Below are 13438 nucleotides of genomic sequence, written 5' to 3'. Positions count from 1 at the left end.
CTTGTTAGTTCGTGGTATTTTCAATCAAGCTAGTTTTAAGCTGAGTATTAGCACTATAATCAACTGGAATCACAATAATAACTGGACCCTGAATTTTATCAGCGGCTCTTAGTGCCTCTGATAATTCTTGTTGAGAATTAACTCTCATACCTTCAGCTCCAAAAGCTTGTGCGTACTTAACGTAATCTACAGGTCCAAACTCAACACCTGAGCTTTGATTATACTTGATTTCTTCTTGAAATTTTACCATATCATAAGCATTATCTTCCCAAATTAAGTGAATAATATTTGATTGTAATCTCACAGCTGTTTCTAACTCTTGAGCAGAAAACAAAAACCCACCATCTCCGGAAACTGAAATAATTTTTTTATCAGGATTTAAAATAGCAGCAGATATTGCCCAAGGTAAAGCAACCCCTAGAGTTTGCATACCGTTACTAAATAGTAATTGACGGGGCTGATAACTTCTAAAATATCTTGCCATCCAAATATAATGACTGCCCACATCAACCGTTACAATATTACTATCATCAGCGAATTCTTGTAGGGCTTCAATAATTTGAAGCGGATTGAGTAAATCTGGATTTTTAAATTTAAAATCTGGCTCTTCATAATCAAATTGATAACGTAATTTTTGGATAATTTGATTTGAAGTTTCTTTTATTTTTAAACCTTGGGGTAGTAACCGGGCTAATTTATTAATCGTGTTTGCTAAATCAGTCTTAATAATCAAACTAGGTTGGTATTCATTTGTAATTTCTGGATCAACCGTATCAATATTAATAATTTCACGCTGACCACTTGCGTTCCAATTACGAGCCTCATACTCTACCGGGTCATAACCAATCGTAATTACTAAGTCACTTTGCTTCAATACAGTATCCCCCATTTGATTTCTAAATAATCCAACACGACCAAAATAATGATGCTCATATTGATGTGATAAAATTCCGGCTGCTTGAAAAGTTTCAACAACTGGAATCGAAAATCGACTTAATAAATGGTGCAAAGCATCTGTAACACGTTGTTCAGATGAACGCATTCCCGCTAGAATAACCGGAAATTTAGCATTCTTTATTTTTTCGATAACTTTATTAAGTGATGCGGTTGTCGCTTCAGCGTTTTCATCTGGTAAATCAAATCGCTTAATCGCTTCTTTTTCAACTGGTGCTGCTAAAACATCTTGTGGAATTGAAATAAAACTAGCACCGGCTTTAGGAGAAGTTGCAGTGATATATGCACTGATAAAAACTTCTGAAATATTGTCGGCCATTTCCACTTCATAACTACTTTTAGTTGCTTCTGATAATAATTCCCGACTAGGAATACTTTGGTGCGTTAATCGCGAAATGTCATTTCTTGGAACTTGCCCGCCTAGTGCAATAACCGGATCACCTTCTGAAGTAGCCGTAATTAATCCGGTTGCTAAGTTTGAGACTCCTGGAACCGACGTCACCAAAACAACCCCAGGTTTTCCTGTTAATCGTCCAATACCACTAGCCATAAAAGCAGCATTTTGTTCATGACGAGCCACAATTAATTTAGGTTTATTGGCATCTGGATAATTTTTTAAATCATTAAATAACTGATCAATCTTAGCTCCTGGAATCCCAAAGATATATTCAATTCCTTGATTGATCATTGTTTGAATTAAGGTATTAGATCCGTTTTTTTCTATTTTCATTTTAAATCCTCTTATTTTTTGTAATGTTGAGTTGTCTACATAATCATAAAACCGACATGTTGATTTGTCAACATACAAAAATATTAAATTCATGTTATAGTTATAGCTGTACATTTAGGCAACTTTAATTGAGGAGATTGATATGGAAGATTTAGGTAATTTATCACAATATGTATCCATACTCGCTAGAAAATATTACAACGATACGCACAAACAATGTGCTGAAATCAAACTGAACCCCACAACTGCCAATATTTTATTAACGATTTACCAAAATAAGAATATTAATAAAAACCAAATTGCGAAGATTTTAGGTCAAGATCGGGCATTGGTGACTAGAGAAGTGAACAAGCTTATCAAAATTGACTATATTCACAAAAAAGAAAGTACTGGACGATCACAAAGCCTAGAACTTTCTGATTTAGGGTGTAGTTTAATTCCTAACATTTTAGAAATTAGAAATAATTGGTGGAAAGAAAACTTAGCAAGTCTTAATCAAACTGAACAACAAACATTTTTAAAAACTATGCATCATATTGTTACTAATTTGGAAGATTAAAAGAGCCTTTACGTTATCGTAAGGGCTCTTTTTTTATGGTGTGATATGGTAATAAATTTTTCTCTTTTGTCGTGGCTGTTCATTTCTATAATTACTAGGATAACTCGCTTTAATTGTCGCTAAATCACTAGCACTGATTTGGATAGAATCAGCCATTACTACCCACTGAACAGTTTGTTCAAAAGGTGGTGTCGTTAATGACCCTTGATAGCTATAGTAATTGGATTTATCTGGAAAGAGTGGTGACAGTTCAAATCGGGCATAATTATTTTCAAAAAGTCTAGTAATTTTTGATGGACTGTCAATTGTAACGTCACCTAATACGGCAACTACCAAAATAGCCTCATCATGTTTAAACACAAAATGAATTTCGATATCGTGATAATGGTTTTCGATACGATGTTCTGAATGTTCATGAAAATGAAAACGTTCAAGATGCCAATGATTACCAAATAGATTGAGTAAGCCTTGGCTTATAAACTGTTCTCCTACAATCTGGTCTTTTCTTGTTGTGACACAATCAAATTCAATCGTGACAAACTGACCTTTGATAGCAGTTGAAGTCGCTTGTGTCAAAGAAATTGGTGATTGACATAAAACATCTGTTGGTTTTTGCCACAGAGATTGTCGCTGATAATTTAAATGTTTCATAATGGCCTCTTATTTTTAAAATTATTAAGTGACGTAGGTTAAAAATTATCATAACCAAATTGATGCCTTAAGCCAATTTTTAACTCTCGTTTAAAGGGAAGCGTAATTTAGTTCGTCTATATTTTGGAAAATACGGGCTTTAATTTCATCCGCAATTTCTTGTGGATGTCTTTGATTGGTATCAATACTCATATCAGAAGCCTGATTATACATGGTATCCCTTTGTTGCTTAAGTTCATCAAAAGCTTGTCGACTCAACTTTTTGAAAATAGGCCGATTTGCATCATCCCCAATCCGGGACCGAATTTCATCAATCGGTGCATCCAGTTTAATTGTTAATCCTGTTGCCGCTTGAATAACTTCTTGATTGGCTAAAATCGTAGGCGTTCCACCACCTGTTGATAAAATATCATACTCATTAATCGCTTTTTTAAGTAAGTCTTGTTCTAATTGTCGAAAAGCCTTCGCACCATAAGTGTCGAAGTATGCAGGAATTGTCATTCCGGCTTCTTTTTCAATTAAGTCATCTAAATCACAAAATGATTGATTCAGACTCTCAGCTAACAATCTGCCAACTGTCGATTTTCCCGTTCCCATAAATCCAATTAAAATAACAGGCATTCTAATTCCTCCTTATAACGATTGTCTCATTAGTTTTGCTTGTTTGATCTGATTAATTATAGTTGCTCGGTCATCTGATAAAATAGCTTGCTTCATTTGATCTAGTTCTTCTTGAAAATGGTTAATTTGATCAGCTATAACTGCTTTATTTTCTGAAAAAATGGCTTGCCACATCACTTCGTCTGCCTGTGCAATTTCAGTTGTTTTTTTAAACCCATTAGCAGCAGTTTCAAGACCCCTTGTTTGGTTTTTTAATTCTTTAGTTGCGGTATTAACTAACGTTGTCGCTAAAAGATGTGATAAATGGCTTGTAATGCCAACTAACTGATCATGCTCTTCAGCAGAAAGACGTGCAAATCGACTGCAGCTTTCACTTAAAAGCGAAGTCAGTTGTTTGATATCATCGCCACTGCCATTTTGATTAATCAAAAAGTAAAATGCCTGCTTAAATAACTCAGCATGACCATTTTGACTGCCCGTTAAATGAGAGCCACTCATTGGATGTCCCCCAATAAACCGCAGTTGCTTATTTTTTTGAACAGCTGTTTTTGCGACTGCCATAATCGATAGTTTAGTACTGCCAACATCGGTCACAATTATTTTAGAAGATAATGGTAAGTCACCCAGCTGTTGTAGTTGTTGTTTGATAATGGAAACAGGTGTTGCCAAAAAAACAAAGTTAGCAGCTTTAACGCCCTGTTCAAAGGCAACAACCTTATCGATTATCCCTTCTTTTAACAGATAATCGGTATTTTGGGCCTTAACATCTTCGGCTAGTAGCTTAATTGCTTTATTTTTTTGACGAATAATTCGGGCAATAGAACTACCAATCAGTCCCATGCCGCTAATAAACACTGTTTCCATCCTGACTACCTCATCACTTTCTCTAAATCTTCAAAGAAACTAGGGTATGAAATCCCCACACATTCTGCATCTGCTAATTCTAACGATTGGTTAGCTTTAAGAGCTGCAATCGCTAATGTCATGCCAATTCGATGATCTTTATGGCTTGATAATTGAGGATTTACAATTGTTAGCTCTGGTTTTCCTTCAATGATAAAACCATCAGATAATTCGGTAATTGCAATCCCTAATTTTTTAAATTCTGTTACCACTGCTGCAATTCGATCGGTTTCTTTAACACGTAGCTCTTGTGCACCTGTAATTTTGCTAGTCCCATTAGCAAAACTGCAAAGTAGTGCAATAATAGGCAATTCATCAATCATAGCAGGAATGTCTGATTCTTTGAGTTCAATGGCGTTTAACTGGCTCGTTTTAACTTGAATATCGGCAACCGGTTCACCACTTAAATTCCGCTGATTTTTAAAGGTTAACTGAACACCCATTTTTTCAAGTACTTTGAGCAATCCGGTTCTAGTCTTGTTTAAACTAATCGCTTTAAGCGTTAAATTAGAATTGGGCAAAATCGCTGCTGCGACCATAAAGAATGCAGCAGATGAAATATCACTTGGGACCTCAACGGTTTGTCCCATTAATTGCTTAGGCGGATTAACCGTAATTTTGTCCGCATGAGTTTGGATTGTATCCGGTGCAAAAGCATTTAATAAGCGTTCGGTATGGTCACGTGTAGGTTGTTTTTCAATAATTTGTGTTTTACCTTCTGCAAAAAGTCCAGCTAAGATAACAGCACTTTTGACTTGGGCACTAGCAACAGGTAAGTCATAAGTGATTTGCTTAATCTGACTAGGTTCAATCGTTAGTGGTAACTTATCAGTTTTTGACTCAATTTTTGCTCCCATTTGTCTCAATGGCTGACAGACTCGATCCATTGGTCGTTTACTAAGTGAAGCATCCCCAAATAAATCTGTTTGAAAGCGTTGGGCTGCTAAAATCCCCATAATAAGTCGGGTTGTTGTCCCAGAATTTCCCATGTCTAGCGGTTTTTTTGGCTGCTTTAACCCATTTAATCCCACACCTTTAACAGTCACTACATCTATCTGATTATCAATTTCAACACCTAAGTCCTGAAAAGCTTTAAGTGTTGATAAGCAGTCTTGTGATTGTAAAAAATTGTGAATAGTTGTCGTTCCTTCAGCTAAAGCTCCCAACATAATGGCACGATGCGAAATACTTTTGTCACCTGGAACGGTTAGTTCACCCGTTAGCCCAGTCTTTAGGGCTGTTGTTAACTCTTTCATAATTGACTCCTTAAAAATTCAAAACTTCTTTTCGGTAATCAACGACTTGGCGTTTAAGACGTTCAAGATTGCTACCGTCAAAAGTTTCGGTAATAACTTTAGCTAGTTCAATGGCAACTACACTTTCAATCACAATGGATGCTGGTACGATAGCCGTTGTATCTGAACGTTCAACATTTGCCTTTTTGATTTCTTTGGTTTTAATATCTGCACTTTGAAGGGGCTTGTATAAAGTTGGGATTGGCTTCATGGCAGCTTTAACAATGACTGGCATACCATTTGTCATTCCCCCTTCAAAACCACCTAAATGATCAGTTAAGCGACCAAAACCTTTAGTTTCTTGCCAGTCAATTTCATCCATAACTGCACTTCCTGGATTTTTAGATATCGCAAAGCCATCACCAATTTCAACGCCCTTCATTGCATTCACTGCCATAACAGCCCCTGCAATTTTGCCATCTAGTTTTTGATCAAAGCTGACGTAACTTCCCATCCCGACAGGCATATTTGTGGCAACAACACGTACCACACCGCCTAAGGTATCTCGATTGCGTTTGGTTTGATCAATTAACTCGTGAATACTTTCAACTTGTGCTTGGTCTGTTACTCTTAAATCGTTTTGTTTAATTTGGTTTTCAATTTCTTCAACATTTAATAACGCCTTTTTATCAGCAATTTTTGACCCAACTTGCTCAACATAGCCAACAATATCGATATCTAACTGTTTAAGTAATTGCTTACAAATAGCCCCAATTGCCACTCTCATAGCTGTTTCACGAGCTGATGACCGTTCTAGTACATTTCTTAAATCTTGGTGATTGTATTTAATGGCACCGGCTAAATCAGCATGACCTGGTCTTGGACGAGTTAAGTTACGAATTGTGTTTTCTGGTGTCGCATCAATTAAGGGATTCATAATATCTTTCCAGTGATTATGATCGATATTCTTGATAACTAAAGAAATAGGTGAACCGAGTGTTTGTTTATGACGGACACCACCAGTTATTTCAATTTGGTCATGTTCAATTTGTTGGCGATTGCCACGGCCATATCCCCCTTGTCTAGCCGCTAAAAGATCATTAATTCCGTCAACATCGATTGTTAATCCGGCTGGTATACCTTCCAAAATTCCAGTCAATTGTGGGCCGTGTGATTCTCCTGCTGTTAAGTAATTCATTATTTCTTTCCTCCGATTTTATTGAGTTCTGTTTGGTAATCTTTTGATGCATCCATAATACCTTGATAGATTTTTTTGAAATGAGGTGCTAACTTGTCACTTTGACTATAGCTCGTGATTTTCGTTAAAACTTGTTGCTCTCTTTTAGGATCAAAAACAGGTTTCGCTGTTTGGCGTTTTGCTTCACTAACAGCAGTTACTGCTTCGAATCGCTGTTGTAATAATCCAACAATTTGCTGATCAATTTGATTAATTTTTTCACGTGAAGTATTTAAATCATCCGTTTGGTGTACAGTTTTGTAAGCAAAGTAAATGCCAATAACAGCTAATGTACCAATAATAGCGACAACAATATTACTTTGTAGGGCAACTTCAATTCCAAATTGTGATAATTTTCCTGTAATAAGTGGCACTGTGAATGAAGCAATACTCCCAAACATAAAGTAAATACCAGTTAAAATACCCTTGTTTTGTGGGAATAGCTGGATTAATAAGTTCAATCCAATCTGCATAACACCACTAGCCGCACTAAAGCCAAATAAGAATGCGGCCATCATTGAAATTGTCGGTTGTGCAACTTGTGTAACGATAACCAAAGATAGTAGTGAAATCATATTCATTAAAACTAGTAGCTTTGTTGCTGAAAATTCTTTTTTGAGTAAGAAGAAGACACTTAAAACCCCTAAGATTGAGCCGACACTGTATAGTGAAATTAAGGTGTGTGAAGTGAGTGCATCGTAATGTAAGATATCTGTGGCAAATAAGCTAATCCACTGTGTGAACCAAATCATTATTGCCATGGAGGTGTAACTGTAAACACCTAGTAAAATAGCAATTAATCGTTTTTTATTTACCGAAAGTGATGATTGTTGGGCAACTTCTTCAGCAATCGCTGATTGTTGCTTAGGAAATTTGGTTGTTAAAATTGTGACAAAATTAATCAAAACAATGATGGCTGCAAAGATAAATGACCAACCAAACCACATACTATTGTTGTGTAGACTCGCAACCACTAATGGCAAGATAAATTCACCAATTGAAATGAATGCTTTAAGTAAAATACTAGCAAATTTATTTTTATCGCCAATTTCTAAAAATGTTGGGTAAGTTGCTGAATCAAAAGCTGAATTAGCTACCCCAGCTAAAATCGATAACCCATAAGCGATTGTGATATTGTGATTAAACGGTGAAACGATAAAGAAGGTGAAGTAAGCCAACATCCCTAACATTAAAACTTGTTTGCGACCGATTTTATCCGATAAATAACCTAAAATAAGGTAAGCCCCAAGTCGACCAATTCCAACTCCTGACAATACATAAGATGCTGTTGCCAAAGGTGTTGCCCAATTAGCTCCAAGCTCTTTAATATTTTGAGCGACAATGATTAAGGCCATTCCATGCACCAAGTAGTTCAAGAATAAACTCGTTTTCAGTTTTCCATGACTCATTTTTAAATCCTCCTAAATAAAAAAGTCGGTTAGATGATAATCATCTAACCGACTTTGGTTTATAGAGAATTAAATTACATATATGAAAACCTGTAATCATAACTAACTATCACTTTATCGAATTAGATGACTTGCTGCATCTAACCGACAAAGAATTATTATAACTCTTATGCTTTAGATGCAAACGCATTGTTTGAAGCGTTTGCATCAGTAAACCTGGACTAGCAAACGCTTTTGCTAAAGTAATAAAAGTTATAATAATAGTTACGACTATGATTGAAATTATTCATTTTGAAATTCCCTTCCTGTGTTGTTCGTTGTCATTATTAAAACACCTGATCATTAAAAAGTCAAATGTAAGATTAATTTATTTTTAATTTTAATCTTCTAAGAAGCTATCTAATAATGTGTCAATTTTCATTACTTTTTCTTTTGCTTTGAAAAACAGGTCTCTTAAAGTTATGTTGTGAGTATAAGTATAACTATCTTGCACTCTAGATTTTTCTAAATCACGATCACTTATTTTATAAAAAGAATCTTCTGTTACAGCAACCGTATCTTTGTAATCAACGATAAAAATCAAAATATAAATTGGAATATTATCTATCATCTCTCCATACTCATCATTATGTTGACTTGACGAAGCACGACATATTAATGCTAAATTTCTTCTTCCTAGCCTATCTATATTTTCGGTAGAATAAATTTCTTTTATATTATTTCCTTCATCATTATTAAAATTGATAATTTCTCTTATCTGTTTTGCTTTTTTATCTATCTTATTCCAAGAATAATCTTTAGTTGCTAAATTGTTTACTACTGCTTGATAACGCATTAATAATTCTCCTCTTTTTTATTAATTAACATTAATAGTGTTTCTACATTTCTCAAATCTCGCTCTAACCTTAAATAAATTTCTTTATTTGGTAATTTAAAATCTAAATCAGTAATATCATTTGTAATTTGGCTAAAATTTTGATTTTTATAATTCTTCGTATCTTTAGCTATATTAATTAGTAACTCTTTGTTAGCACTAACAAGATTATAAATACGTGTCTTATTGTCAAATAAAAAATTGATTTCTTCACTTATGTCATCATTTTCATTTGACATATGAACGGTAGACAGTGAGGTAATAAAATCCTCTAACAAATTTATTTTTTGATCAAAATTTTGTCTTAATATTATTTTTTGTTCCGTTTCAATAATTTGATTATTTTTATCTTCATTAAGGTCTCTTTTTATCTTATCAACACTGTTAATTACTATGATAGATAAAACGGCACTAACTATGCCAAACAAATTTGCAACATTTTGTAATATTGTATAAACAGTTACTTGTTTATTATTTTCTTTTATAAAAACATTAATTATTAATACTATAATAAATGGAACGACTAATAGCATATATTTACTATTTTTTTTAAAAAACGTCATTTTACTTGTTTTTACCCCCCTAAATAATTACTATCAATAAACTTAATTTTATCATATTCTAAACTACACAAAATCAAAACATAATATATAACCTTTCGTATTTAGTTTTTTTTATGAATTTTATTGTGTATCTCTAATTCACTACTCGCAATTCTTTGAAGTAAAATACTTTTTACTCATATTGAAACAATTAATTGGACCAGTTAATAATCATATTTACCCAACAATTTCAAAAAAGCTGTTGATTGAATCCCCTGATAAAACCGCACTATAATCTAGACATAGATAAACGCAAAGAGATTTATAAGGAGGCTATTCAAATGGCAAAATCAAAATTAATCAAAGCAAATAAAAAAATCGAAAACGGTGTTGTCGGTAGTTATAAGAAAATCGAAGACACAGTTGTTGGTAGCTACAAAAAAGTTGAAAACAAATTCGTTGATTTATATTTAACACGTGATGGCGAATCAGTTGAGGATGCTCAAAAACGTTTAAGTCAAGAAAACAAAAAACGTCGTGAAGATTTAGAAAAACAAAAACATCAACATTAATAGTTAACAATCAGTTAGAAGGTGAAAGAAATGAAAAAAAGTAGTTTTGTAACGTTAGTATTAGGTATCTTTAGTGCCTTAGTCTTAGGTAGTGGCATGAGCATGGCACTCCTTCCAGATTCAGGACTTTACAATCAAGGTATCATTGTTGGGTGTTTAGGTATTATTTTTAGTTTAATTACCGTTATGGTTCACCGAAAACTAACAAATAAACCAAAAATTAACTTATCACTTAAAACAATCGGTATTGCTCTAGTGGCTATTATTGGTGTTATTGTATTTGGTGGCGGTTTATCACTAACTATGGTGTTCAACCAACTGGTAGTCGGTACTATTTTAGCTATCATCGGAATTATGGCTTTACTTGGTTTGATTCCACTTTCAAAAGGGTTGAAACAAGGATAATAAAAAAGAGTTAGCAACTGCTAACTCTTTTTTCTATTTATTCAAAAATAAAATCTCGGGTTCTTGGGTAACGTAATCACCAATGTGATTTTGAAATTTCACTAAATGTTGGGTTTGACTATGTTTATCTAAATCTTCTTGTGTTTCCCAGTGTTCTAAAATTAAATATTGATTCTCATAATGAGTATCTTGAAAGTGTGCATAAAGTTTATTTCCTTCATCTTTTAATGATTTTGATACCAATTCATCAATAAAAGCTAAATACTCTTCACGTTTTGTTGGGTCAATAGTCAATCTAACATTTGCAATAATCATGTCATAAACTCCTTTTAATAACCTTTTTTATAATCGACTTGGTTTTGAACAACTTGTCTATTTTGTACAAATTCTGCCATATTATGATTAAAAATGGCTAATGACTCAGCCAAATATTCGGCGTGAATACCTGAAATATGTGGCGTAATCAAAACATTAGCCTTTTGCCAAAGGGCATGATCTTTTGGTAAAGGCTCTGGATCAGTAACATCAAGTGCCGCTCCACTTAACTGTTTAGTATCAAGTGCTTGTACTAGGTCACTTGTATTCACACTTGGGCCTCGTCCAATATTAATAAATAATGGCTGACGTTTGAGTTGCTTAAATAAATCTACATTAAATAAATGCTTTGTTTGAGGTGTTAAGGGCAATGCATTAACTAAAATATCCGCATTTTCAATTGCAGGTTGACTATCAGCCATCGAAACAACTTGTTGAAAGCCTTTAACTTCATGTCCACTAGAGTTGATTCCAATAGTTTTAGCATGAAAAACCGTCAAGATTTCAGCAATTCGACCACCAATGTGTCCTGTCCCATAAATCACGACTTGCTTTCCTTGTAGCATTTTGAGTGTTTGCGTTAATTTAAACCATTGGCCTTCTTTGGCTGATTCATTAATACCTCGATACATGGCTAAAATCATGCCAATAACGGACTCAGAGATGGGTTCAGCGTGAATACCTTTAACTGTTGTTAATCGAATTCCCTTTTCTTGTAATTGTTTTAGGGGTAAGTTATCAACCCCAGCTGATAAGGTTTGTACCCAACGCAACCGACTATGAGGTCGTTCAAGAAGTTGGGTTAACACAGCAATATTATTTCCAACATAAACCTCAACTTCATCTAATTCTGAAGATGTTAAATTATCAGTACTTAAAGCTAAATCAAATTGATAAGTCTTGGCACTTTCTTCAAAGTGTCGTTTGATTTCTTCAGCAGATAAATTTGAGTTTGATTCTGGTACACCAATTAATACTTTCATTTTATTCACCTCAGATTTAACCTATAGCACACTTTTCATTCTGTCAACTCATCCAAATCCAACATTTTTAGAAAAATTGTGGGTTATGATCAGACTAATCGTAACTTAAAATAAAGATTGACGAACTTTTAAACTGGAGTGAAGGTGACTTGAAATTGACTCAAATTAATCAAAAAATTGGCCCTACTTTAATTATTTTAAATCTCATGATGCTATTCATCTTACCTTTTATTTTTAATGAAAACTTAGCAGTAGCAGACTGGATTCCACTAACTTGTTCCTCTTTTTCAGGAATTGTGGCATTTTTAGATTGTCTCATCATTAGCAAAAAAGTTGCCCCTATGATTAAAAAAGTAACTCAAAATAAAAGTGTCAAACGCATTAGCTTATTAATTAGCCTAGTCATTAATGGCTTTATTTTGAGTTACGAACTCTTTTTGGGGATAACTTACAATTCAATTTGGCATACAACTATGGGGCTTTATTATTTATTTGTGCTTTTACTTCGACTCACAGTTCTTATTTTTACTCGAAATCGCAAACTCCTACGACAATCCACACTTTTAATCAGTGTGATTCTACTAGCTATTAATTTGATGCTTGTAAGAATTGTTGGTTTGACTTTAAATCACTATTATCAAATTGTTTATCGTGATGAAATGATTTATCTGATTTCAGGTTACACCTTGGGTATGTTAATCAAATCCATCGTCATTTTATTTAAAAAGCAAAATCACTTTAAAGACTTTTTCAATTTCTACGCCATTATTAATTTTATGACAGCACTTGTCTCTGTTTATAATATGCAATCCTTGATGCTTGCTAGATACAGCCAAGATGACTTGATGAAAAGCTCATTTATGAGTTATACAGGGATTGTTATCTGCTCAATTATTTTAATTATTAACCTCATTTTTATCTTTCAAAATACAAAATTATCACTGCGAAAGTTTCGATAAATTATGTTCAAGTAAATCGGCAATTTCTTCTGGTGACTCTTGACAGCCATTAGCTAACCATTTTTTAATTACGGCATTTAATCCCGAAATAAAAAATAAATGTTGGTAAGAATTTTGCAGACTATTGTTTTGATAAGCTAGCTGTTTAATTGTTTCATGGTTTTCGGTTAAATGATCATCCAAGTTGAACCAAAAAAACAACCGATAAGTTTCAGGATATTGCGACATATGTCGTAATAGTGACAAAATACTTTTTTCATGATCATTTTTCAAAAAAGTTAAGTAGCTATCAACTAAATAACCTTTTAATCGGTCTGCCAAATCATAAATATCAAGGTAGTTATCATAAAAAGTTGAGCGATTAATTCCAGCTTTTTGACAAAGCGTCGTCACTTTTATATCTGATAACTGATTACCTGATTCAATCAAATCATACAGTGCTTGTTGAATTTTTTCGCGAGCCTTTTTATTTTTCATTTTAACTACCTC

The 13438-nt window shown here is 33.7% G+C and carries 16 protein-coding genes; 4 read left to right on the top strand and 12 right to left on the bottom strand.

Annotation, left to right across the window (positions count from 1 at the left end; genetic code table 11):
* Positions 1-4 precede the first annotated feature (4 nt).
* On the bottom strand, positions 5-1684 hold the full coding sequence (gene alsS, locus R4Y45_RS01520; RefSeq protein ID WP_339968570.1) for an acetolactate synthase AlsS: 1680 nt from the start codon (positions 1682-1684) through the stop codon (positions 5-7).
* Positions 1685-1826: 142 nt separating this feature from the next.
* Here alsS and R4Y45_RS01515 point away from each other — a divergent pair, with 142 nt between their 5' ends.
* A complete protein-coding gene (locus tag R4Y45_RS01515; protein ID WP_339968566.1) occupies positions 1827-2243 on the top strand; it encodes a MarR family winged helix-turn-helix transcriptional regulator in 417 nt (138 codons plus the stop codon).
* 33 nt (positions 2244-2276) lie between these two features.
* On the opposite strand, the gene R4Y45_RS01510 is transcribed toward R4Y45_RS01515, so the two are convergent.
* The 8 genes from R4Y45_RS01510 to R4Y45_RS01475 all read right to left on the bottom strand — a co-directional run bounded on the left by R4Y45_RS01510 (position 2277) and on the right by R4Y45_RS01475 (position 9736).
* Complete coding sequence (locus R4Y45_RS01510; protein ID WP_339968563.1) at positions 2277-2894, bottom strand: carbonic anhydrase family protein; 618 nt, start codon at positions 2892-2894, stop codon at positions 2277-2279.
* A gap of 90 nt (positions 2895-2984) precedes the next feature.
* Positions 2985-3515 (bottom strand): shikimate kinase, encoded by a 531-nt coding sequence (locus R4Y45_RS01505; protein ID WP_339968560.1) that lies wholly within the window; start codon positions 3513-3515, stop codon positions 2985-2987.
* Between the two features lie 12 nt (positions 3516-3527).
* Entirely contained in the window at positions 3528-4379 is an 852-nt protein-coding gene (locus tag R4Y45_RS01500) for a prephenate dehydrogenase (protein WP_339968557.1), read from the bottom strand.
* A 5-nt stretch (positions 4380-4384) separates the two neighbouring features.
* The gene (aroA, locus tag R4Y45_RS01495) at positions 4385-5674 is read right to left on the bottom strand and encodes a 3-phosphoshikimate 1-carboxyvinyltransferase (protein WP_339968554.1); all 1290 of its coding nucleotides are present in this window, start codon (positions 5672-5674) and stop codon (positions 4385-4387) included.
* A 10-nt stretch (positions 5675-5684) separates the two neighbouring features.
* Positions 5685-6854 (bottom strand): chorismate synthase, encoded by a 1170-nt coding sequence (gene aroC, locus R4Y45_RS01490; RefSeq protein ID WP_339970235.1) that lies wholly within the window; start codon positions 6852-6854, stop codon positions 5685-5687.
* Complete coding sequence (locus R4Y45_RS01485) at positions 6851-8299, bottom strand: chorismate mutase (RefSeq protein ID WP_339968553.1); 1449 nt, start codon at positions 8297-8299, stop codon at positions 6851-6853. Before R4Y45_RS01485 ends, aroC begins: the two co-directional genes overlap by 4 nt.
* A gap of 379 nt (positions 8300-8678) precedes the next feature.
* A complete protein-coding gene (locus R4Y45_RS01480) occupies positions 8679-9134 on the bottom strand; it encodes a hypothetical protein (RefSeq protein WP_339968550.1) in 456 nt (151 codons plus the stop codon).
* Positions 9134-9736, bottom strand: a complete 603-nt coding sequence (locus tag R4Y45_RS01475) for a hypothetical protein (protein ID WP_339968548.1) — start codon at positions 9734-9736, stop codon at positions 9134-9136. The genes R4Y45_RS01480 and R4Y45_RS01475 overlap by 1 nt, the downstream gene beginning before the upstream one ends.
* A 320-nt stretch (positions 9737-10056) precedes the next feature.
* Here R4Y45_RS01475 and R4Y45_RS01470 point away from each other — a divergent pair, with 320 nt between their 5' ends.
* Positions 10057-10287, top strand: coding sequence for a hypothetical protein (locus R4Y45_RS01470; protein ID WP_339968545.1), 231 nt, complete (start codon positions 10057-10059; stop codon positions 10285-10287).
* A gap of 30 nt (positions 10288-10317) precedes the next feature.
* The gene (locus R4Y45_RS01465; protein ID WP_339968542.1) at positions 10318-10692 is read left to right on the top strand and encodes a hypothetical protein; all 375 of its coding nucleotides are present in this window, start codon (positions 10318-10320) and stop codon (positions 10690-10692) included.
* A gap of 33 nt (positions 10693-10725) precedes the next feature.
* On the opposite strand, the gene R4Y45_RS01460 is transcribed toward R4Y45_RS01465, so the two are convergent.
* Both R4Y45_RS01460 and R4Y45_RS01455 read right to left on the bottom strand, forming a co-directional pair.
* Positions 10726-11007, bottom strand: a complete 282-nt coding sequence (locus R4Y45_RS01460) for a putative quinol monooxygenase (protein ID WP_339968540.1) — start codon at positions 11005-11007, stop codon at positions 10726-10728.
* Positions 11008-11021: 14 nt separating this feature from the next.
* Positions 11022-11990: an NAD(P)-dependent oxidoreductase gene (locus R4Y45_RS01455; RefSeq protein ID WP_339968537.1), complete on the bottom strand. Its 969-nt coding sequence runs from the start codon at positions 11988-11990 to the stop codon at positions 11022-11024.
* Positions 11991-12139: 149 nt separating this feature from the next.
* On the opposite strand from R4Y45_RS01455, the gene R4Y45_RS01450 reads away from it, so the two are divergent.
* Positions 12140-12949 (top strand): hypothetical protein, encoded by an 810-nt coding sequence (locus R4Y45_RS01450; RefSeq protein WP_339968534.1) that lies wholly within the window; start codon positions 12140-12142, stop codon positions 12947-12949.
* On the opposite strand, the gene R4Y45_RS01445 is transcribed toward R4Y45_RS01450, so the two are convergent.
* Positions 12929-13426: a TetR/AcrR family transcriptional regulator gene (locus R4Y45_RS01445; protein ID WP_339968532.1), complete on the bottom strand. Its 498-nt coding sequence runs from the start codon at positions 13424-13426 to the stop codon at positions 12929-12931. The two genes, R4Y45_RS01450 and R4Y45_RS01445, sit on opposite strands and share 21 nt — an antisense overlap.
* Positions 13427-13438: the final 12 nt, after the last annotated feature.

It is taken from the genome of Holzapfeliella saturejae, assembly GCF_037546065.1.
GTDB lineage: Bacteria > Bacillota > Bacilli > Lactobacillales > Lactobacillaceae > Holzapfeliella > Holzapfeliella saturejae.
The sequence above is the reverse complement of the archived record's forward strand: the minus strand, read 5'-3'. Positions and strand labels throughout refer to the sequence as shown.

What these genes read in the sequence shown, in the direction of transcription:
- R4Y45_RS01485 (WP_339968553.1), bottom strand. Translation starts at nt 8,299, where the DNA reads ATGAGTCATGGAAAACTGAAAACGAGTTTATTCTTGAACTACTTGGTG.
- R4Y45_RS01515 (WP_339968566.1), top strand. Translation starts at nt 1,827, where the DNA reads ATGGAAGATTTAGGTAATTTATCACAATATGTATCCATACTCGCTAGA.
- R4Y45_RS01480 (WP_339968550.1), bottom strand. Translation starts at nt 9,134, where the DNA reads ATGCGTTATCAAGCAGTAGTAAACAATTTAGCAACTAAAGATTATTCT.
- aroA (WP_339968554.1), bottom strand. Translation starts at nt 5,674, where the DNA reads ATGAAAGAGTTAACAACAGCCCTAAAGACTGGGCTAACGGGTGAACTA.
- R4Y45_RS01465 (WP_339968542.1), top strand. Translation starts at nt 10,318, where the DNA reads ATGAAAAAAAGTAGTTTTGTAACGTTAGTATTAGGTATCTTTAGTGCC.
- R4Y45_RS01500 (WP_339968557.1), bottom strand. Translation starts at nt 4,379, where the DNA reads ATGGAAACAGTGTTTATTAGCGGCATGGGACTGATTGGTAGTTCTATT.
- R4Y45_RS01455 (WP_339968537.1), bottom strand. Translation starts at nt 11,990, where the DNA reads ATGAAAGTATTAATTGGTGTACCAGAATCAAACTCAAATTTATCTGCT.
- R4Y45_RS01445 (WP_339968532.1), bottom strand. Translation starts at nt 13,426, where the DNA reads ATGAAAAATAAAAAGGCTCGCGAAAAAATTCAACAAGCACTGTATGAT.
- R4Y45_RS01505 (WP_339968560.1), bottom strand. Translation starts at nt 3,515, where the DNA reads ATGCCTGTTATTTTAATTGGATTTATGGGAACGGGAAAATCGACAGTT.
- R4Y45_RS01475 (WP_339968548.1), bottom strand. Translation starts at nt 9,736, where the DNA reads ATGACGTTTTTTAAAAAAAATAGTAAATATATGCTATTAGTCGTTCCA.
- alsS (WP_339968570.1), bottom strand. Translation starts at nt 1,684, where the DNA reads ATGAAAATAGAAAAAAACGGATCTAATACCTTAATTCAAACAATGATC.
- R4Y45_RS01510 (WP_339968563.1), bottom strand. Translation starts at nt 2,894, where the DNA reads ATGAAACATTTAAATTATCAGCGACAATCTCTGTGGCAAAAACCAACA.
- R4Y45_RS01460 (WP_339968540.1), bottom strand. Translation starts at nt 11,007, where the DNA reads ATGATTATTGCAAATGTTAGATTGACTATTGACCCAACAAAACGTGAA.
- R4Y45_RS01470 (WP_339968545.1), top strand. Translation starts at nt 10,057, where the DNA reads ATGGCAAAATCAAAATTAATCAAAGCAAATAAAAAAATCGAAAACGGT.